Here is a 19,650-nt window from a genome sequence, read left to right as displayed (position 1 = left end):
GGCCGGACCTGCCCCTAGCGCGGCATGCCGTTCTACCTACACGGCAGCGCGATGACTGCGAACGTCCCAGGATCGACGAGGTATTCCTTCTCATAACCTGATCCGTCGAAGCACCCTGCAAAGGTGCTTCTAACATTCGGATCTTTATGATGCAGTAGCCAAACGAAGAGTTTCCCGGCGTAACGAGCATTGTATTGACCAGCTTTGGAGGGGTGGACGAGAACGTCATAGCTCGATAATGCGCGGTCGCCCCCCGGTGGCAATCCGGTTTGCGTCTGAAAGAAGTTGTACGCTGCCCGGATGGCGCGGAGAGCGCCTAGATCGATTGTCGCACTGGCCGGCGGCATCATCGAAGAGACTACTAGAGATGCGCGGCCGTCAATCACTTGCACCGTTACTGCAATAGGGTCGTTCGAAGACGGCGCCGCGTTGAAGTACCGCCCATCGTCGGTCATTTGCATCAACCAGCCGTTGTCAGCCAAAGCGCCTTTGTCGTGTTCTACTGCCGCAAGAGCCAAGAACGCATTTGTTAGGATACTTCCGTTTATAAAATATGCATTCGGACCATATTCACTTGCGCGCAGCGTCGTACGAGCCGGCTTGGCAGTAACCTGGCTTGCATTCGCCGTCAAAGGCAATACTGCCGTCATGCACGTCGCGATGCTTGCTAGAATCCTTGAACCAACTGTTACAGTCCTCACTTGCATCTCCCGCACGGTTATTACTGATATTTTTCCCTACCCCTAGCGAACAATGGACAAGCACGTGATTGATGCGCGTGAACGCAATCGTCGTGAATGCCGCCGCGATGCTGTTGGAGAGCGCGCCGTTCGTACTCGCCGGTGCGATCGCGGTGCGTTTGCCGTGGCGTTGGAGCGGACGCCTTACCGCCTACCTGGGATGCGGCTGCGGAGCGGGACCGTCGGCGCGATCGTTGCCGGCGGCGGCTGCGGCGTGGCTCGTCTTCGGGCCCTTCGTCGCGGCGGCGCGGCTAGGCGGCGCACTTCTTATGGAATGCGCGCTGCGCAAACGGGATTGCGCGCACGGCGCGAGTTCCGTGCTCGCGCAGTTCGGCGGAATATGGCCGCTTGCGATTGCGGGCGCGATACTCGTTCCGCTCTTTCCAGCTATTGCCGAAGCTCATGCCCCGCCGGAGATCGTTTTCGCGGCCGCCGGACTGGCGGCGTTCATCAGTTCGCCGTGCGGATTGGGAACAATCGGGATCGCAGCAATGGCGCGCACCGTCGCACCGCCTGCCGCCGCGGGGTTTCTGTGCGTAGCCGGCATCGTCGATCTGCGCGCATTCGTGCGAGTGCAGCGTTCACGTCACGGGCACGACTGTCTCGCGTACGCGCTCGCATCGCTTGCCTGCGCTCTCGTTGCATTGCGAGGCGGCGCGGCGCTGGTCAATCCGAAGATCGCACTCGCGCTTTGGCCGTGCGCGATCGCCTTTGCGTACTTAACGTTTCGCTATCGCCGCGAGTCGTGTGCTGCGCTGCGCGTTGGACCGATGATTATGCTGGCCGGCTGCATGCTCGCGGCTCCCGCACCAATCTATCGCGCCACCGAAACTACGCTCGCAGATGCCTTCGCCGGCGAACGAGTAGACTTCACCGGCGTCGTCGTGCGTTCGGGAAAGGCGACGGCGCTCGTACGCTACGCGATCACATGCTGCCGCGCCGACGCCGCGCCGATCGCGATCCGCTTGGATTCGCCGCTTACGTTTCGATCCGGCTGGGCGCATGCGCGCGGCGCGCTCGTCCAGCGCAGCGACGGATTGCGATTGCACGCAGATTCAATCGAACCGGTTTCCGCGCCGCTCGACCCGTTCGTGTACCGTTAAGTCCGAACGCGCGGTTCGAGCAGCTCGACCGGAATGCCGTTAGGATCTTCAACGAAGGCCAGCGAGCCTTTGCCGCTCGGCGTCGTCTTCACGTCTTTGATGATCTTGACGCCCTGCTCTTTCAGCCGCGCCACAAAGGGCCCAAGCTCGCCGTCCACTTCAATCGCGAGATGCTCGTACCGGTTGCCCACAACGTACGGCGGATGATCTTCCAAATCGTAGACGAGCTCGATGTACGCGTTCCAATCGCGGCCGACGAACGCCATGTCGGCGTTTCCCGGATAGTGCAGCGGCCCTTCGAGCAGCTTGAGTCCGAGCTTTTGCGTGTAGAAATCGATCGACTCTTTCATGTCGTTGACGAAGATCGACGTATGCAGGTAGCGTGACATTATTTCCTCAGCTTCTAGTGCAAAAAGTACCGGTGGCTTGAAAACACCAATGAGACCTTGAGCTTGTCGGCCGTCGCGACCACCTCGTTATCGCGCACCGAGCCGCTTGGTGCAATCACCGCAGTACACCCGGCGGCGGCGGCCGCCTCCAGTCCATCGGGGAATGGAAAGAATCCATCGCTCGCGCAGGCGGCGCCCTTGGCGAGTTTGCCTGCCCGCAGGCCGGCGATCTCCACTGCGCTCACGCGATTGGTTTGACCCGCGCAGATTCCGCGCGTCACGCCGTCGCTGACGATCGCGACGCCGTTGCTCTTTACGTGGCGCACGACGTCCCACGCCAGCGCCAAATCGTGCCATTCCTGTTTGAGCGGCTGGCGCGAACTCACGACGCGCCACGACTCGGCATCGAATGCCGGATCCTCTTCCTCCGCGAGCACGCCGCCAAGCGCGCTGCGCAGCTGCAGGCCGCGCTGCAATTCGTCCGGCAGATGCGGATCGTAGCGCATGATCCGTAGATTCTTTTTTTTCTGCAGCATCTGCAGTGCATCGGGTGCGAAATCCGGCGCGGCCACGATCTCAAGGAAAAACGGCGCCAGCGCTTGCGCCGCCGGCAGATCGATCGCGCCGTCCGTTGCCAAGATGCCGCCGTAAGCGGAGATCGGATCGGCTTGCAGCGCCTCACCGATGGCCTTTTGCACCGTCGAACGTTGCGCGACGCCGCACGGCACCGTGTGTTTGACGATCGCCGTGCGCACGAAGCGCTCGCGCTGCGAGCCAAACTCGGCGCCGAGCGCCGCTCGGGAAAGCAGGCGCAGCGTCGCGTCGAGGTCGAGCAAGTTATTGTAACTCAGCGCCTTGCCGTGCAGCTGCTCCGGAACCAGACGCGAGTTGCCCAGATAAAACGCCGCGCGAAGCTGCGGGTTCTCTCCGTAGCGCAACTGCTGCGAGAGCGGCATGGCGACGGTCAACGCTCCGGGCAATTCCTCGGCGTCCTTCTCGCCTTCCGCAAGATGGCGGGCGATCGCGACGTCATACTCTGAGGCACGCTCGAAGGCACGAACGGCGAGCTGCTTGCGCTCGGCTTCGCTTGGGCCTCCGCGATCCAGCGCTTCCAAGAACGCGCCGTACTGCGACGGATCGCTGAGCACGGTAACGTGCCGGTAATTTTTTGCGGCCGCGCGCAATAGTGCGACGCCGCCGATGTCAATTGCTTCGAACGGATAAAGATTGACCGCGACGACGGAAAACGGGTGAATCCCGTACTGCAGCGCCTGCGCGCGGTGGCCGGCGTCGTCGCGATCGAAAAGAATGCCGCCGAGCAGTTTGGGATGCAGCGTTTTGATGAGACCGCCGAAAAGCGCCGGAAAGCCGGTGACCTCCTCGACGTCGTGCGACGGAATTCCGCTTGCGGCCAGGACTTCGCGCGTTCCGCTCGTGGCGTAGATCGCGCAGCCGCGCGCGACAAGCGCTTTGGCTAGTTCGGGCGCTCCGGCTTTATCGGTAAGCGAAAAGAGCGCGGCTTCAGGCAATGGCGGCCTCCGCCCGCTGGTCGTCTTCGCTCAGCTCCGCGGAAATGATCGAGCTGATTCCCGCTTCGCGCATCGTTACGCCGTACAGGCGGTCGGCGAGTTCCATCGTCTGTTTGTTGTGCGTCACGATCACCATCTGCGACTCGGTGGCCAGCTCGCGCACCATCTTGGAGAAACGCTCGACGTTGGCGTCGTCCAGCGCGGCGTCGACTTCGTCGAGCAGGTAGAACGGCGACGGACGAACGGTAATCAGCGCAAAGATGAGCGCGGCCGCGGTGAGCGCGCGCTCGCCGCCGGAGAGCGCCGCCAGCGGCATCAGCTTCTTGCCCGGTGGCTGCACGGAAATTTCGATGCCGGTTTCGGAGAGATTCTCCGGATTGGTTTGCCACATGCGCGCTTCGCCGCCGCCAATCAAGCGCGCGTACATCTCCGTAAACGCCGCTGCGACCAGTTCGAAGGTTTCATTGAACTGCGCTTGCGTCAGCTGTTCGATCTCGGCGATCGACTGCAGCAGCGTCTCGCGCGCCTTGGCCAGATCGTCGAGCTGCGCCCGCAAGAACTGTTCGCGCTGCGAGAGCTCTTCGCGATCCGCCTCGGCATTGAGGTTGACGTTCGAGAGGCGCGCCAGCTCTTCGCGCAGGCGCGGAAGATCGACGGTCACCTCGTCGGGTTCTTCCTTATACCGTTCTTCGACTTCGCGGCACTCTTCGTCGGTGGCCGGGTTCTGCGCGAACTGCGAGACGAGCATACCGAGCTCGGCTTCGATCTCGGCGAGACGCATTCGGTGACTCTCGCCGCCCGCGGCGATATCGCGCTCTTCGAGTTCCGCAGTGCGCACGTCCGACTCGAGTTGCGTCACGCGATCCGAGAGCGTTTCGCGCTCGCGGCGTGCCGCCTCAAAGTTTGCATCGGTTTCCGCGACTGCTACCCGCAGCGTCTCCAGTTGCGCCGCGCCGGTCTGCACCTGTGCGTTCAAATGCGCGATGTCGGCGTGCATCTGCTCGCGGGCCGCGCGTGCACGTTCGACGTCGGCGTCGATCAATCCAAAGCGCGCTCTCGCGGCATGATCCTCCGCGCCCAGCGCAGCTTGCCGCTCGCGCAATTCGCCCGCGACGCGCGTCGCTTCGGCTTGCGCGGCTTCCGCTTGCGCGATCCGTTCGCGCGCTTCACGCAAGAGCGTCTCCAGACGCGCACGGTCGGCGTCGTCGGCCTCTTCCGGAAGTTTCTCGAATTCAAGCTCGCGAGCGCGCGCACTTTCAGCCGCAGCTTGCAGCTCCGCAATGCGCGCCTGCGATGCGGCAAAGTCTTGCTGCATGCGTTCGGCTTCGGCGGCCGCCGTCGCCATCTCGCCTCGCACCTCGGCCAGGCTCAGCTCCGTGCGCGTAAAGAACGCTCTGGCCGCGTCGCGCGCCTCGATCGCTTTGACCGACTCGTTGGCATTGCGCTCGAGCTGCGATTCCAGTTGCTGCAGATGCGTGCGCATCTCCGTCAGGCGCTCGCGCAGCGTCTGCGCCTGTGCGCGCCGCGAAAGAATCGAGCGCTCGCGCTTGTAACGGCCGCCGGTGATCGCGCCGCCGCCGGCAATCTGTTCGCCCGACAACGTGACGATGGTTTCGCGGAATCCGCGATTGCGCACGAGATCGATACCGGTTTGCAAGGTATCCACCAGCAGTACGCTGCCCACCAAAAAGCGCACGATGCTTTCATACTGCGGCGCGGTCCGTACTAGCGTGTGCGCGTAGCCGATGATGCCTTTCATGCCGCGCAGCTCGGCGGTCAGTTCCTTGCCGGTACGGTTCTTCAGCGTGTCGAGCGGCAAGAACGTCGCCCGGCCGACTTCTTTCACGTTCAAGAAATCGATGGCGCGTTCGGCGTCTTCCGAAGTTTGCGTGACGATGTTCGAGAGGCGGACGCCGAATGCGACGTCCATCGCGCGCGCGTACTGCTCGTCGATCTCGATCAGGTTGCTGACGATGCCCTCGATGCCGCGCAGTTCGCCGCGCTGCCACGCCTCGACGACGGCGCGCGTTCCGGGCACGTGGCCTTCCATCGCGTTTTCGAGTTCTTCGATCGTGTGCAGACGCGACTGCGCAGCGGCGACTTCGCTCGAGTATTCGCGGTGCGCGGTTTGCGCTTGCGCAAGATCACTTTGCGCGGCGGACGCCAACTTTTCGGCATCTTCGATGCGGCCGCGCGCGTCGAGCAGCTGCGTCTCGAGCGCGTTGAGCTGCGCTTCGCGCTCGCCGTACCGGTGTGTTGCGCCGCCGGCTGCAATCTGCAGACGTTCGGCCGCATCATTCGCGGTGCGCAGATCGTTCTCGAACCGCTCGCTCTCCGTGCGCGCGTTTTGATACTGCACGCGGCGTTCGGCTTTGCGTGCCGCCGACAGCGAAGCCGCGGCTTCCACTTCGCGCAGCTGCGTGAAGATCGCGTCGAGTTCGCCGCGCGCGTGCGAGAGTGCGGCCTGCGCAGCCAGCTCGCCGTCGCGCGCGGCTTCGAGCTCTGCCTGCAGCGGGCCCAAACGCGCCTCGAGGCTTGCGATCGTCGCTTCCAGCGTTTCGCGCTCCTGGCGAACGCGCTCCGCGTCTTGAGAGGTCTGCGTATCTTGCGCTTCCAGTGCTTCGCGGCGCGCTTGCGATGCGGCGTATTCAGCTTCGAGCCGCGCAAGGTCGGCGCGTACCGTCTGCGTCTTCGTGCGCAGCTCTTCCAGCGCGAGCTCTTGGCGGTACGCGTCGGTACGAGCTTGCGCGAGTTGCGCGCCCAGCGTCGCAGCTTTGGCGGCGCCCGCGCCGCGCAGCTCCTCGTTGCGGCTGAGCTCGGCCTTGAGCGTCTCGCGTTCGCCGCGGCGTGACGCGCTGGCACGAATGTACGAAAGAATCTCGAGATCGCGCACCCGCGTGTTGAGCTTACGGTAGCGTCTAGCCCGGCGCACCTGCGTGTCGAGTTCGGGGATGCGGCGTTCCAACTCGACGATCAAGTCGTTGATGCGGATCGCGTTCGCCTCGGTCTGCTCCAAGCGGCGCAGCGACTCGTTCTTCCGCGCCAGGAACTTGGCGATGCCGGCAGTCTCTTCAAAGAGTGCGCGGCGGTCCGTCGGCTTGCTCGTGAGAATCGCGTCGATCTGACCTTGCGAGACAATCGAATAGCTGCCCGGCCCCAGGCCCGTCCCCATCAGCAGATCGAGCACGTCGCGCAAGCGCACCTGATTGCGGTTGATGTAGTATTCGATCTCGCCCGCGCGATAGGCGCGCCGCGCGATCTCGACTTCCTCGAAGTCGATCGCCAACCGGCGGTCGCTGTTGTCGAAGGTAATCGTCACTTCGGCCAGGCCGAGCGGCTTGCGCTTCTCGTTGCCGGCAAAGATGACGTCTTCCATCTTGCCCGAGCGCAAGCTCTTGCTGCTCTGTTCGCCCAGTCCCCAGCGGAAGGCGTCGATCAGATTGGATTTTCCGGAACCGTTGGGGCCGACGATGGCGGTGATGCCGCCGCCGAATTCGAGCGTCGTGGGATCGGCGAAAGTCTTAAAGCCGAACGTTTTGATGCTCTTGAGTTTTATTTCTTTGCCCTTTTCCGAGTTTTCTTGATCAACGCTTGGAGCGCAACGCTGGCGGCCTGCAACTGCGCTAGTTTTTTCGACCTTCCGGCTCCGGAACCCACCACCCTATCCTTGAGAATAACTTCCGAGACGAAATGCGGTTCCTGCGGCGTTCCGGTCGAGCGGTCACGATAGAGCGGCAGCTCCCGGTAGCGCTGCTGTGAGAGCGACTGCAAAAGCGATTTCGGGTCGGTGACGCCTTCGTCGGAGAGATCGACGAACGCCATATGCTGTTCCAGGACGAAGCGGCGAGCCTTGGCCTCGCCGTACCGCCGGTACAGCGCGCCGACAAACGCTTCGAACGCATCGGCCAGGATCGTCTTGTTCTCCGCCCCGCCCGAGCGCTCCAAGCCCGAACCCAGCTCGATCAGATCCGGAAATCCGAGCCGCAGCGCGGTCACCGCGAGCGAACTGTCGCGCACGATCGCCGCTTTGCGGGCGGTCAGCCATCCCTCGCTCGCCTCCGGATGCTCCTCGAAAAGCCAACTCGCGGCCGCCAACCCGGCGACGGCGTCGCCCAAAAACTCCAGCCGTTCGTTCGACTTCTTGCGCCGCTCGCGGGCCGCGCTTTCATGCACAAAGGCTTGCTCGAAGAGCGCGAGATCGGTGGGCGCGACGTGGGCTTTCTTCAACAAGGCGCGCAGGCGCCGCCGCCGCGCTTCGCCGGCCATTAGCGGGGTTTGCTGAAAACCAAGACGCTGTTGTGGCCGCCGAATCCGAACGAGTTGGAGAGCCCCACCCGCACCGGCGCCTTGCGCGCGACGTTCGGCACGTAATCCAGCGTGCAGTCGGGGTCGGGGACCTCGTAGTTGATGGTCGGCGGCATCATGTCACGTTCGACCGTGAGCGCCAACGCGACGCCTTCGATTCCGCCGGCCGCGCCCAGCGCGTGGCCGTGCATCGATTTGGTCGAGCTGACCGCGACCCGCGTGTCCGCTCCAAAAACTCTTTCGATCGCCTGCGATTCGGCGACGTCGCCTTGCGGCGTCGAGGTGCCGTGCGCGTTGATGTAATCGACGTCGTCCGGTTTGATGCCCGCGTGTTCGAACGAACGCGTGAGCGCAAGTTCGACGCCGAGGCTCTCCGGATCGGGCGCGACCAAATTGTACGCGTCGGCGGACTGTCCGTAGCCGATCATCTCACAGTAGATCTTTGCGCCACGCGCCTTGGCGTGCTCGTACTCCTCGAGCACCAGAATACCGGCGCCTTCGGCCAGTACGAAACCGTCGCGCTCCTTGTCAAACGGCCGGCTGGCTTTCGTCGGCTCGTCGTTGCGCGTCGAGAGCGCTTTCATCGAGCAGAATCCGCCGACCGCCAGCGGCGAGATCGTCGCCTCGGTTCCACCGGCGATCATCACGGGCGCATCGCCCACTTGAATAAAATTGTAGGCCGTAATGATTGCGTCGTTGCCGCTGGCGCACGCGCTGGCGGCCGAAAAAAACGGCCCGCGAAAACCGAAGTGCATCGAAATATGCGCGGCCGACGCGTTGGCCATCAGCATCGGAATGAAGAACGGCGTTACCTTCGACCACGTCCCGTTTTTCGCGGCGATGTCGGAGTTGTGCCAAAACGTCAGGATGCCGCCGATGCCCGTACCGAGCACCGAGCCGACTCTGTTCTTGAACTCCTGATCCTGCGGTAGCTGCGCGTCCGCGATCGCTTCCTGCGCGGCGACGAGCGCGTACTGCGAAAAGCGGTCCATCCGCCGCGCTTCGCGGCGGCCGAGCAGGCCTTCGGCGTCGAAATCCTTGACCTCGGCGGCGAAACGCGTCGAAAAATCGCTCGCGTCGAAGGCCGTGATGGGGCCGACGCCGCTCTCTCCCGCGACCAGCCGGCGCCAGAAGTCCTCGCGGTTGTTCCCGAGGGGCGTCACCGCCCCGAGCCCGGTGACGACCACGCGTCGCTTAGTCAAAACGGACCTCTGTTACAGCGGTTTCCACCGGGGACCTTTCGGGCGCGGCCCCCCGTCTTGCCGCCCCCCGGCCCCGTGTGCTATAGTGCTGCGGCCATGTTCCATTTCGATCTTCAACTCTTCGCATCCAAGAAGGGCGCCGGCTCCACCCGGAACGGCCGCGACTCCAACGCGCAGCGCCTGGGCGTCAAGCGTTTCGGCGGCCAGCTCGTCATCGCGGGCAACATCCTGGTGCGTCAGCGCGGTACGCGCATTTGCCCGGGCGAAAACGTTGGACTCGGTAAGGATCACACGCTTTACGCACTGACCGACGGCGTTGTGGAGTTTGCGATGCGCCGCAATCGCAAGCACATACACGTGCGCCCGGTCGCCTGAAGCCGCGGCGCGTCACTCGTTGAAGAGGGCCTGCGGGTCCTTTTTCGTTTGGTAGCATGCAGTTCATAGACGAAGCCACGTTCGCTGTGGCCGCCGGTAACGGCGGTGACGGCTTGGTGGCGTGGCGCCGCGAGAAGTACATTCCCAAAGGCGGACCCGCAGGCGGCGACGGCGGTCACGGCGGCACCGTCTACTTGCAAGCCTCGCCGGAACTCTCGACGCTGGTTGAGTTTCGTTTCAAGCGGCAGTTCACGGCGGATTCCGGCAAACCCGGCGGCACGTCCAACAAATCCGGCCGCAGCGGCGACGATCTCGTGATCGGCGTACCGGTAGGCACGCTGGTCTATCGCACGCTGGAAGGCGAGACCGAAAGTTTTCTGGCCGATCTCAAAGAGCCGGGCGAACGCGTCATAATCGCGCGCGGCGGACGCGGCGGTTTGGGCAATCAGCATTTTGCAACGAGCACGCGGCAAGCGCCGCGCTTCGCGGAAAAAGGCGAACCCGGCGAACGCTGCACGCTGCGTTTGGAGTTGCGGCTGCTCGCCGATTGCGGAATCATCGGCGTTCCCAACGCGGGCAAGTCCACGCTGCTCTCGGTGGTGTCGGCTGCACGGCCGAAAATCGCGGACTATCCGTTCACGACGCTCGAGCCGCAGCTCGGCGTGGTACGCGTCTCCGACGATGAATCGTTCGTGATGGTCGACGTTCCCGGACTGATCGAAGGCGCGCACACCGGCGCGGGCTTAGGCGACCAATTCTTGCGCCACGTCGAACGCACGCGCGTGCTGATCCACTTGCTGGACGGCGCCAAAGAACTCGACGAGATTCTGGCCGATAAAGCTACTATTGAAAACGAGCTGCGCGCTTGGAACGAACAGCTCGTGCAAAAGCCCGTGCTGCTGGTGGTCTCAAAACTCGACCTTCCGGCGGCGCAAGACCGATTGCGCGAACTGCGCGAGCGCTACCCTGAGATCTACGGCATCAGCGCGGCCACACGCGAAGGCGTCCAAGAATTAACGTACGCGGCATGGCGCGCGATCGCGCAGGCGCCCCAACCGGACGTCTCTCCAGGCGATGCGGCGCTCATCCATCTGAAGCCCAGTGAAGCTTTCTCTATTACAAAGGAAGACGGCGGATTCGTAATCGCCGGCGAGCGCGTCGAACGGCTGGCCGCCATGACGGACTTCGAATCGGACGAGGGCCTGGCGCGCTTCGAGCAGATTCTCGCCAAGATGGGCGTCGAGAAAAAGCTGCGCGACTTAGGCGCGGTCGAAGGAGACACGGTCCGCATCGGCCGATACGAGTTCACCTATTCATGAGTAGATTAGGTGTGTTTGGTGGAACTTTTGATCCGGTGCACAACCTGCATCTGTTCATCGCGGAGTCCGCGCGGCTACTCGAGGTACTCGACCGCGTGCTGTTCGTTCCAACCAATAACGTCCACTATCGCACCAAACCGGCGGCCACCGCGGCGCAGCGCAGCGAGATGCTGCGGCTCGCGATCGCTTCCAATGCAAACTTCACCTTGGACGAAAGCGATCTGCAGGACGACGCAACCGGCTACACCGCCGACTTGCTTCCTCGCCTGCACGAACGCTATCCCGGCGATACGTTGACGTTCATTACGGGCGCCGATTCGCTCGCCGAGAGCTCGTGGGTGCGGTTCGAGGAGGTACTCGAGTCGCTCGAAGCCTTTGTCATCGCGCCGCGCGCCGGCATCGCGGCCGACGCGCTCATGCGCGTTGTTTCGGCCGTGCCTCCCGCGCTGCGCTCGCGCATAAAGACGCTCAACTTGCCCGAAATGCCGGAAAGCGCGACGCTCGTGCGCACGATGCTGTCGCAGGGACGCTCGGCCCGGTACTTGGTGCCCGAACCGGTCTGGGAGTATATCACGACGCACGGATTGTATGCCGACGGCAATGGTACGTAAGCTTCTTCCGCTGGTATTGCTGGCGTTGACATCGTGCGCTGTCGGACCGCAGACGGTCGAGCAGGCAATGGCGAGTTGCGCGCGCGGCGCTTCGGCGGTCGAAGTTGTTGCGAGCGGCAAAGTTGCGCAACTGCTTGGAACGTTTTCCTCACCCACCGGACAACACGAAGGATTCACCATCCACAGTAAATCGATGACGATTCGCATCGAGGACAACGTCTCCATCACCGGGCCCATTCCGCTGACGAAGGGCGAACCCGTCACGCTGCAAGGCGTGTACGAATGTAACGACGGTGTGATTCATTGGACGCATCACGATCCGCGCGGACGGCACATGGGCGGCTACATCCAGGCCGGCGGAAAGATCTACCGTTAGGATTATTCTCGCGAGCGCTTCGCCGCGCCGTTTAGAATTGTTGCAATCGCTAAAGCTCGACGTGCGCGTCGAGCCAAGCAGCTACAGCGAACCGGATCGCGCCAACCTTACGCCGCGCGAACTGGCGATCGAACATGCGCATCACAAATGCGAACACGTCGCCGCGCGTTTCCCGCACGAGCTCGTGGTGGCGGCCGACACGGTCGTAGATTTGAATGGCGTCGCGTACAATAAACCGCGCGACGCAGCCGATGCGCGACGCATGCTGAACGAACTTTCGGGACGCACGCACGTGGTGCACACGGCATTCGAGATCCGGGCAAACGGCAAGACTGAAGCCGCGTGCGAGAGCACGCGCGTGACATTTTTTTCGCTCGAGCCGGAAGAGATCGCAGCCTATGTGGCAACCGGGGAACCGCTCGATAAGGCCGGAGCCTACGGAATCCAGGGGTACGGCGCGACGCTGGTCGAGCGGATCGAAGGCGATTTTTACACGGTTATGGGCTTCCCGCTGGGCAGGTTCGTGCGAACGCTCCGCCGGTTGGGTTTTCCCGTGCCGATAACGAAATAGCAGAGCCCCACTTAAGCCGGGCAGGGGATAACTATTTTTACCTATCGGGACGAACGCAGACTCTTTGCCGTCATCGGCGTGATTATCGCCGCCGCGCTTGTCGCATTGCTTCAGGTCACGGCCGCGCGCACCGGTTCGCCCAGCCCGCTCACCATCGTGGCCTCGACCCTCGGCATCGGAGTTCAGGAAGGCGCCTCCGCCGCGGTTGGCGCCGTCCGCTCGGGCGGGCAATCGGCCCTAAACCTGCCTGGACTGCAGCACGCCAATGCCGACCTGACGGCGCGAAATATCCGACTGGAGCGGGAGAACGCACGGCTGCACGAGCTGCTCGCAACCTATCAGGCTCAGCTGGCCATTCAACCGCAACTTCAAGCGTATGCGGGCGCCGTCCAGGCCCGTGTGATCGGCTATCCGCCCGAAGGCAGCATCGCCAGCGTGACGATCGACAAAGGAACGCACAGCGGCGTGGCCCTCGATGACGGCGTGGTCGCCGGCGCCGGCGTGGTCGGACGCGTAATCGAGGCGTCTCCATTCACCAGCCAAGTTGCGCTGATCACGGATTTCACGAGCACGATTCCCGCGCTGGTTCAGCGCGGACGGTACTGGGGCATCGCGCGCGGCAACGCCGATTCCGTCAGACTCGAATATGTTTCGCAAGACGCGCAACTGCGCGTCGGCGATAACGTCGTGACCGCCGAAGCGCGATCGTTTCATTCCGGCGCCGTCCTAGGCACGATCGCCAAGATCGAACGCACTTCTGCGTTGTATCAAACCGCAATCGTTAAACCGGCGGTCGATTTCTCGACGCTCGATCGCGTTGTCGTTCTCCCGAAGTAAACCGCAAGAAACACCGTACGCGGGTCCGCAGTGGTGGCAAGCCGCGATCGTTTTGGCTATTGCGGTGCTCGCCCAAGTCGAGATCATGCCGCACTTGGCGTTTCGCCATGCGGTGCCGAGCGCGGTACTGGTGGCGGTCGTGTGGTATGCGTTGCGGACCGATGCGCGCCGGGCCGCACTTTTCGGACTGATCGCCGGCGCCTGCGAGGACTTGCTCGGCGGATCGCTGACGGGAGTGGGCACCGGCGGTGCATGGACGCTCGCGACAACCGCGACTGCGCTATTAGTCAGCTCGCTTTCGCAGCGCTTCTTCGCCGACTCAATCCCGGTGGTCGCGACCGCCGTAGCGATCGCAACGCTGTTCCAGCGCCTGCTGTTTTGGACCGTCATGTCGCTGGAGGGATATCCGCGCGGCTATGCGCAGGTGCACTTGCATGAAGCGCTCTGGGAAGCGCTCTTGAATGTCGTGCTGGCAGCCGTGCTGATGCTGGGAGCCCGTTTGCTCGAAAACCGCCGGACTCGATGAATCCGTATCTTCGCAAACGCGTGTGGGAACGCTCCACGCTGCGCATCGTGATCTTCATCGGCGTTGCGATCCTCGCATTGCTCGCGTTATTGGCGCGCCTCATCCAAGTGCAGCTCGTGCAGGGCGACGCGTTTCGCGCCGCAGCGCAGGAAAACCAAATCCGGCTGATCCCTGTAGCAGCGCCGCGCGGAAAGATTCTCGATCGCACCGGTCAAGCGATCGTCCGCAGCCGCCCATCGTTCGTCGTTGCCGTTATTCCGTCGGAACTCAGCGACGTTTCGGCCGAACTGAAAACCGTTTCACAAGCGATCGGCCTGCCCGTCGCCACACTGCAGGATCGTCTCCTTCATCATCATGGTGTGCGGTATGCAAACGTGGACGAACTCGACGCCGCCGAACCCTATGGTCCGGTTATTATCGCGAGCGAACTTTCCGTCGCGAAGGTCGCAAAGCTCACCGAACTGCTCGTGGATCTTCCCGGCATCGACGTTGAAGTGCAGGCGGTCCGCGACTATCCCTACGGTCCGGAAGGCTCCGCCTTTGTCGGCTACGTCGGACAGATCTCGGCGGACGAATACAAAGAGTTGCGTCATCTCGGTTACTCGCCGAACGACGTCATCGGCAAGGACGGCCTTGAATACACCTACGACCGGTATTTGCGCGGTGAGCCGGGCGGGCGGCGCGTCGTCGTTGACGCGCAGAGTCAAGTTGTTCCCAGCATCAAGCTGCCGCCCAAAGAGCCGGTGCCGGGCGACACGCTCGTGCTCAACATCGATTGGCGGCTGCAACGCATCGTCGAGCGAGCGCTGGCCAATGGAATTCATTCGTGGGCCGGAAACCGGACCGGGGTCGGCGGCGCGGTGGTGGTGGAGGATCCGTGGACCGGCGCAATCCGCGCGATCGCCAGCTATCCGAGCTTCGATCCAAACGCCTTCGCTTCAAACGATTACAAGAAAACCTATCATTACCTGACCGCCGATCCGCCGGCGCTCTTCAATCGCGCGATCAGCGCGGGCACGCCGACGGGATCGACGTTCAAAATGGTCACGGGTTCGGCAGCGATTAGCGCCGGCGTAGTAAAAGTGAACGAGATCGTCTATGACAGCGGCGGCTGGAACTGCTACGGCGCGATGTTTCGCGATCTCGCCGCCGGCGGTCTAGGTTCGACGTCTTTTGTGCGCGCGCTCGCGGCTTCGTCCGACGGCTATTTCTTCCAGATGGGCTGGCGGTTGGGGAACGAGCGTCTGCGCAAGTATGCGCTCGAGTTTGGCCTCTCGCAGAAAGCCGGCATCGATCTGCCGGGAGAATTCGAAGGCAACTGGCCGACGAACGCATCGATGCTGAAGAGCTCGGGCCTTCCGCTCGAACCGTCGGACGTTTGCAGTTTGGCGATCGGGCAGGGCGCCATGCAAGCGACGCCGCTGCAGATGGCCAACGTCGAATCGGCCGTCGTCAACGGCGGAACGCTGTATCGGCCGCGCGTCGTCGCGGAGATCCAAGATCCCCACGGCAACGTCATCAAACGTTTCGGACCGAAAGTGATCCGTCAGGTCGGCGTCACGCAAGAGGCGCTCAAAGCGGTCAGACAAGGAATGGACGAGGTCACCGACCCAGGCGGGACCGCGTACGGGTTAGCGATTCCGGGTTTTCGCTTCGGCGGAAAAACCGGCACTGCCGAAACGGCCGGCGGCGCGGGACCCAATACGACGTGGTTTGTAGCATACGCGCCGGCGAAGCACGCGCAAATTGCCATGGCGGTGTTCGTCGATCGTTCCGGCGGATACGGCGCGCAAGTAGCCGCACCAATCGCCCGCGCGATCATGGTGCAATACTTCCACACGAAACCCTGAACGCTACTGGAGAAGTTGATAAAGAATGGGCGTCAACGCGATCTTAGGCGCGTTCTTCCTTGCGTTCGGCCTTCTATTCTTTTTTGGCGGCTTATTCCTAACACTCCGATCGCGCATGCCTTGGAGGCCTGCGACCTATGTTGCGTTAGGTTTAGCTTTCCTGTACAAGGCGTTTCTCTACGAAGTACTTCCCGTAAACGTTTTCAACCGGTCTCCAAGCGTCATAATTTCGACGCTTTTGGTAGTCGCTTGCCTTCTTGCAGTCATTGTTACTACGCGGCGAGCGCGCTGATCCAAAAACTTCCTATTCTAGCAGTGCGAGTGTCTCGGCAATTCGGCGGGCACGCTTCCCAGGATAGCGATTGACGTGCTCGCGGACGCGATCCGCGGCGCCGCGGCGTTCCAACACATGCGCAGCTGCTAATGCGACGGGTTCCGACGGATCATCAAGCGCGTGTAGCAGTAATCCATCGGCGCGTTCGTCCTGCAGATCGGCGACGGCGAAGATCAGATCGCAACGCGCGGATTCCGATAACGTTGCAAACTCTTCGCCCGCTTCCGACGTCCAGCCGGCGTCGGGCTGCCAGGGTTCGATCGGCGGCGGAATCACTTCTTCGACCGGTTCTTTCGTCTGCGAAAACCACATGTATGCTCCGACGCATACTGCGACGGCAATCACGGCCAGCAGAACGATGACGACGGAGTTCACGCGCGAGTCGAGAGTTGAGCGCGCACGACGTCGAGCGCGGCGTCGAGCACCGGGTACGGACGGCGTTGCAGCGCATCGACAAACGCAGTTTCGTCCACGCCCGCGAGATCGTCAAGCGAAGTGACGAGCATCCGGCGATAGTTGGCCTCGGCGTCGGACTCACTCGGAAGTAACCGCGCCAGCGCTCCCCACGGAAGTGCGGTCGCGAGCGGTGCGTCTTCTAACCGATCGGCCAGAGCGCGCAGCTCGCCCGCGTCGCTCGCCCCGCGTAGCACGGCGGCGCCGTTCGTCAGCGTGACTTGTCCCGGCTGCACGCTCGAGAGCAGCGTGACGACGCTCGCGCGCGTGGCGGCGTTCTCCAAATCGCGCGGCGCGATCACGTAGTGCGGCAACCGCAGCTTAATGAAGAGACGGTCGAGCATTTCCCGCAGAATGTCGCGGACTTCTTTCAGCGGTTCGGCCGCGGAGATGCCGGCTTCATCCGGGAAAAATGCGCGCAGCGCAAAGAGATGACTGGCCAATCCTCCGAAGCGCGCCTCGGTCAAGAACTTGAGCGTCCGGCTAAGCCGATCGCGATCGAACGCGACGACGGTTTCAACGATCATGGACGCTTCGTCGCCGTGCGACTGTCCATTACCGGTCGAGAGCGAGAGCACCGAAATCGCGGCGCCTTCGCCGCGGCCGACCGGCATCGCCGGCGGCAGCTGAACGAAACGGTCGTCCACATCCGGCAATGCCCGTTGTCCGCCGCCGAACGCCGGACCGAGCATGCCGTCCAATCCGAACGGCAGCCCCGCAATTGCATTCGCGAAAACCGGAGAGCAGCGAACTTTGAGTTCGTCGGCAGCGATATCGTCGAGGCGATCACCGTCGTAAGCGACGTGCGCCACGCGCACGATCGTTTCGCCCGTCTGCAAACCGTTATGCACGACTTCGCGCCAAGCAATCGTCGCTTCGACGCCCGGATCGACGTCGCTTAACATGATACCCAGCTCGCTGGTCAGCGGCGACTGCGCGCCGACGTCGCGCACGGGCAACTCGTTTACACGCGTGCTGTTGGGAACGTAGATCAATTCGTTGAGCGACTCGATCGAGATGCGCACACGCCGCGCCGGCCCATCGCCGCTGTTGCGCACGTGCAGGACGTACTCGACTTCGTCGCCGGCGTCGGCGACATCGGCTGGTTCGCTATGCAGCGTACCGACGGAGAAGTTCGGCTCGGCGGTGGTTACGATGGTAATGCCGGCGAGCTGGACCGGCAGCATCGCGTCCGCCGTCAGCACGGACTCGATCGTCACCGGATATGCCTTGGCGAGGCTGCGAAGAAGGCGAATGCCGAGTTTAGCCTCGACCGTGCCGCCCGGCCGGACTTCACCGAAGAGCAACGCCGAACGCTCGCGCGTCGCGCCTTCAACACTTTCGAGCCGCGCTTCGGGCGACACGTAGAGCCGCAGGCGCACGTTGTTGGCGATATCCGTGCCCTCGTTGCGCAAGCTCACTTGGACTTCCACTAGTTGGTTGGGGCGGAAGACGTCGTCTTGGAGCAGCTGCAGTTGCGAGGTTTCGGGCGAAAACGACGGATGCGATTCGACGCGCCAGTTGGCCTCGCCCAAAATAACTTCACCAACTTCGCGCGCGTGCAGCGAGGCGCCCAAACGAATTTCGCTGCGGTTCGCGTACGGTGTGCGAACGCGCGCCCGCACGGTGATTCTGCGCGACGCATACGGATCGATCTTGCCCAAGTCCACTTCGTCGCGATCCATCTGCAGCCGCGTATTCTTATCGAAGACGCGCACTTCGTCGAGCGCAGGATCGAGCACCAAGTGCAACCGTGCATCGGTGGCCGCAGCGCTGCCGTCGTTCGTAACGGTAATTGCGGCTTCACACTCGTCGGATGGTTGGACGACTGTGCCGCCCACGCGCGCGATGCGATTGTGCCGCGACGAAAAGCGCGGCTGCGATCGCACGACCGCGGCGCATTCGAAGTCACGCTCGCCGGCCGAATCCCACTGCAGCTTGGCGCGAATCGGAATTGATTTGCCGTCGGCGATGGGCGACAGCACGGCCGCTTCGGCGATGAACTCGACGGACTCACGCGCACCGATCGATCCCAGATCGTACGTGGTGCTTTCTTTCTTTCGTTCGCGCAACGGCTGACCGTCGATCCGGAAACTGCCGCGCACCGGGAGCACGAGATCGGGCAGATCGAGCGTAAGTCTGACGGCCTCTGCTGCGGTCGTTCCGGCGTTAAACGCAACCGCGCGCACGCGAATGTGCGAACCGGGCGTGACGTCGTATTCGGGTTCGACCGTAACGCTCGTACGATCGTCTTCAAAGTCGGCTTGTGCGCGAACCGTTAGCCCGGCCGGCTCGATCGCAAATGCGGCCGTCTCTTGCGAAGCGATCTGCGCGCGTGCGAGGATCGTCGTACCGTCGGGCAGTGGATCGTCGATACGCACGCGATACTGCAGAGTCACCGTGGCGCTGGCCGGGAGCGACGCCGCGACGATCGGGGCGTGCACGCGATCGAACGAGGCTAACAGTTCGCGTTCGAATTCGCGGCCGTTGACGCGGGCCGAGTTCGGAACGTAGCTCGTATGTTCGGGGATGGGCGCAACTACGACGACGTCGTGCGCGCTTGATTCGCCGGCGTTGTGCACGCGAACCGTGATATTTCCCTCGCCGCCCGGTGATGCACCGGCCGCCCCGCCGTGGCGCGTCTCGATGGCGATATTGGTAAGCGCGTTCTCGAGCGCCGGCCGGCTGTGAGCGACCAAGCGCACGACGTTCGATCCGACCGGCGGCAATTCGAACGCTGCAACCGCTGCCTGCAGCTCAACAGTCGATCCGTTCTCGATCGCGCCCGCTACGCTGTACGAAATGTCCAGACGGCGCTCTTCACCCGGCGCGACGTCGCCGATCTGCGCGCCCGCGCGAGCCAGCAGCGGCGAGCTGCCTTGTTCGTCGTCGAGATCTTCCTCGTCCAGCTTTCCGCTGCCGACAAGATAGACCAAACCTTCGGGAAGATTAAACCGCACGCGCACGCCGGTTGCCGGCGCGCCGCCTTGATTGCGAAATGTAAATGTCGCGCGAACGGTCATTCCAGGTTCCAACTCGCGCTCAGGCGAAACGACGAGGGTTCGTAGACCCTCGGGAAGCGTCGGAGTACCCGGCGCAAACACGTCCGTCAGGGTGCGCATGACCGTCC

Annotated in this window: 17 protein-coding genes; 9 read left to right on the top strand and 8 right to left on the bottom strand. The window is 63.0% G+C overall.

The genetic code is table 11. The features are described 5' to 3' along the window. Positions 1 to 32: 32 nt before the first annotated feature. Positions 33 to 650, bottom strand: a complete 618-nt coding sequence (locus VFO29_11425) for a hypothetical protein (protein ID HET9394114.1) — start codon at positions 648 to 650, stop codon at positions 33 to 35. Positions 651 to 778: 128 nt separating this feature from the next. Here VFO29_11425 and VFO29_11420 point away from each other — a divergent pair, with 128 nt between their 5' ends. Continuing rightward, positions 779 to 1,843, top strand: a complete 1,065-nt coding sequence (locus VFO29_11420; protein HET9394113.1) for a hypothetical protein — start codon at positions 779 to 781, stop codon at positions 1,841 to 1,843. Here the strand turns inward: VFO29_11420 and VFO29_11415 are convergent. The 5 genes from VFO29_11415 to fabF are packed head-to-tail and all read right to left on the bottom strand — an operon-like array spanning position 1,840 to position 9,268. Beyond that, complete coding sequence (locus VFO29_11415) at positions 1,840 to 2,232, bottom strand: VOC family protein (protein HET9394112.1); 393 nt, start codon at positions 2,230 to 2,232, stop codon at positions 1,840 to 1,842. The two genes, VFO29_11420 and VFO29_11415, sit on opposite strands and share 4 nt — an antisense overlap. 14 nt (positions 2,233 to 2,246) lie before the next feature. After that, a complete protein-coding gene (gene purH / locus VFO29_11410) occupies positions 2,247 to 3,761 on the bottom strand; it encodes a bifunctional phosphoribosylaminoimidazolecarboxamide formyltransferase/IMP cyclohydrolase (GenBank protein ID HET9394111.1) in 1,515 nt (504 codons plus the stop codon). Then, entirely contained in the window at positions 3,754 to 7,302 is a 3,549-nt protein-coding gene (gene smc / locus VFO29_11405) for a chromosome segregation protein SMC (protein ID HET9394110.1), read from the bottom strand. The genes purH and smc overlap by 8 nt, the downstream gene beginning before the upstream one ends. Before the next feature lie 11 nt (positions 7,303 to 7,313). Then, entirely contained in the window at positions 7,314 to 8,027 is a 714-nt protein-coding gene (gene rnc / locus VFO29_11400) for a ribonuclease III (protein HET9394109.1), read from the bottom strand. Continuing rightward, the gene (fabF, locus tag VFO29_11395; GenBank protein ID HET9394108.1) at positions 8,027 to 9,268 is read right to left on the bottom strand and encodes a beta-ketoacyl-ACP synthase II; all 1,242 of its coding nucleotides are present in this window, start codon (positions 9,266 to 9,268) and stop codon (positions 8,027 to 8,029) included. Before fabF ends, rnc begins: the two co-directional genes overlap by 1 nt. Before the next feature lie 96 nt (positions 9,269 to 9,364). Here fabF and rpmA point away from each other — a divergent pair, with 96 nt between their 5' ends. The 8 genes from rpmA (at position 9,365) to mrdA (ending at position 15,733) form a co-directional block, all read left to right on the top strand. Continuing rightward, a complete protein-coding gene (rpmA, locus tag VFO29_11390) occupies positions 9,365 to 9,643 on the top strand; it encodes a 50S ribosomal protein L27 (protein ID HET9394107.1) in 279 nt (92 codons plus the stop codon). Positions 9,644 to 9,699: 56 nt separating this feature from the next. Next, positions 9,700 to 10,962: a GTPase ObgE gene (gene obgE / locus VFO29_11385; GenBank protein HET9394106.1), complete on the top strand. Its 1,263-nt coding sequence runs from the start codon at positions 9,700 to 9,702 to the stop codon at positions 10,960 to 10,962. Further along, positions 10,959 to 11,573 (top strand): nicotinate (nicotinamide) nucleotide adenylyltransferase, encoded by a 615-nt coding sequence (nadD, locus tag VFO29_11380; GenBank protein HET9394105.1) that lies wholly within the window; start codon positions 10,959 to 10,961, stop codon positions 11,571 to 11,573. The genes obgE and nadD overlap by 4 nt, the downstream gene beginning before the upstream one ends. After that, positions 11,563 to 11,949, top strand: coding sequence for a DUF3465 domain-containing protein (locus VFO29_11375; protein HET9394104.1), 387 nt, complete (start codon positions 11,563 to 11,565; stop codon positions 11,947 to 11,949). The genes nadD and VFO29_11375 overlap by 11 nt, the downstream gene beginning before the upstream one ends. Beyond that, a complete protein-coding gene (locus VFO29_11370) occupies positions 11,876 to 12,520 on the top strand; it encodes a nucleoside triphosphate pyrophosphatase (GenBank protein ID HET9394103.1) in 645 nt (214 codons plus the stop codon). The genes VFO29_11375 and VFO29_11370 overlap by 74 nt, the downstream gene beginning before the upstream one ends. A gap of 78 nt (positions 12,521 to 12,598) precedes the next feature. Next, positions 12,599 to 13,357, top strand: a complete 759-nt coding sequence (gene mreC, locus VFO29_11365) for a rod shape-determining protein MreC (GenBank protein HET9394102.1) — start codon at positions 12,599 to 12,601, stop codon at positions 13,355 to 13,357. Beyond that, positions 13,338 to 13,883 carry a rod shape-determining protein MreD gene (gene mreD, locus VFO29_11360; protein HET9394101.1) on the top strand — a complete coding sequence of 182 codons (546 nt, stop codon included), beginning with the start codon at positions 13,338 to 13,340 and terminating at the stop codon, positions 13,881 to 13,883. Before mreC ends, mreD begins: the two co-directional genes overlap by 20 nt. Beyond that, positions 13,880 to 15,733: a penicillin-binding protein 2 gene (gene mrdA / locus VFO29_11355; GenBank protein ID HET9394100.1), complete on the top strand. Its 1,854-nt coding sequence runs from the start codon at positions 13,880 to 13,882 to the stop codon at positions 15,731 to 15,733. Before mreD ends, mrdA begins: the two co-directional genes overlap by 4 nt. Before the next feature lie 304 nt (positions 15,734 to 16,037). Here the strand turns inward: mrdA and VFO29_11350 are convergent, their stop codons facing one another. Together VFO29_11350 and VFO29_11345 are read right to left on the bottom strand one after the other, a co-directional pair. Beyond that, positions 16,038 to 16,442, bottom strand: a complete 405-nt coding sequence (locus VFO29_11350; GenBank protein ID HET9394099.1) for a hypothetical protein — start codon at positions 16,440 to 16,442, stop codon at positions 16,038 to 16,040. Then, positions 16,439 to 19,642 carry a hypothetical protein gene (locus VFO29_11345; GenBank protein ID HET9394098.1) on the bottom strand — a complete coding sequence of 1,068 codons (3,204 nt, stop codon included), beginning with the start codon at positions 19,640 to 19,642 and terminating at the stop codon, positions 16,439 to 16,441. Before VFO29_11345 ends, VFO29_11350 begins: the two co-directional genes overlap by 4 nt. Positions 19,643 to 19,650 lie beyond the last annotated feature (8 nt).

The organism is Candidatus Rubrimentiphilum sp., from assembly GCA_035710515.1.
Classification (GTDB): Bacteria; Vulcanimicrobiota; Vulcanimicrobiia; order Vulcanimicrobiales; family Vulcanimicrobiaceae; genus Rubrimentiphilum.
The sequence above is the reverse complement of the archived record's forward strand: the minus strand, read 5'-3'. Positions and strand labels throughout refer to the sequence as shown.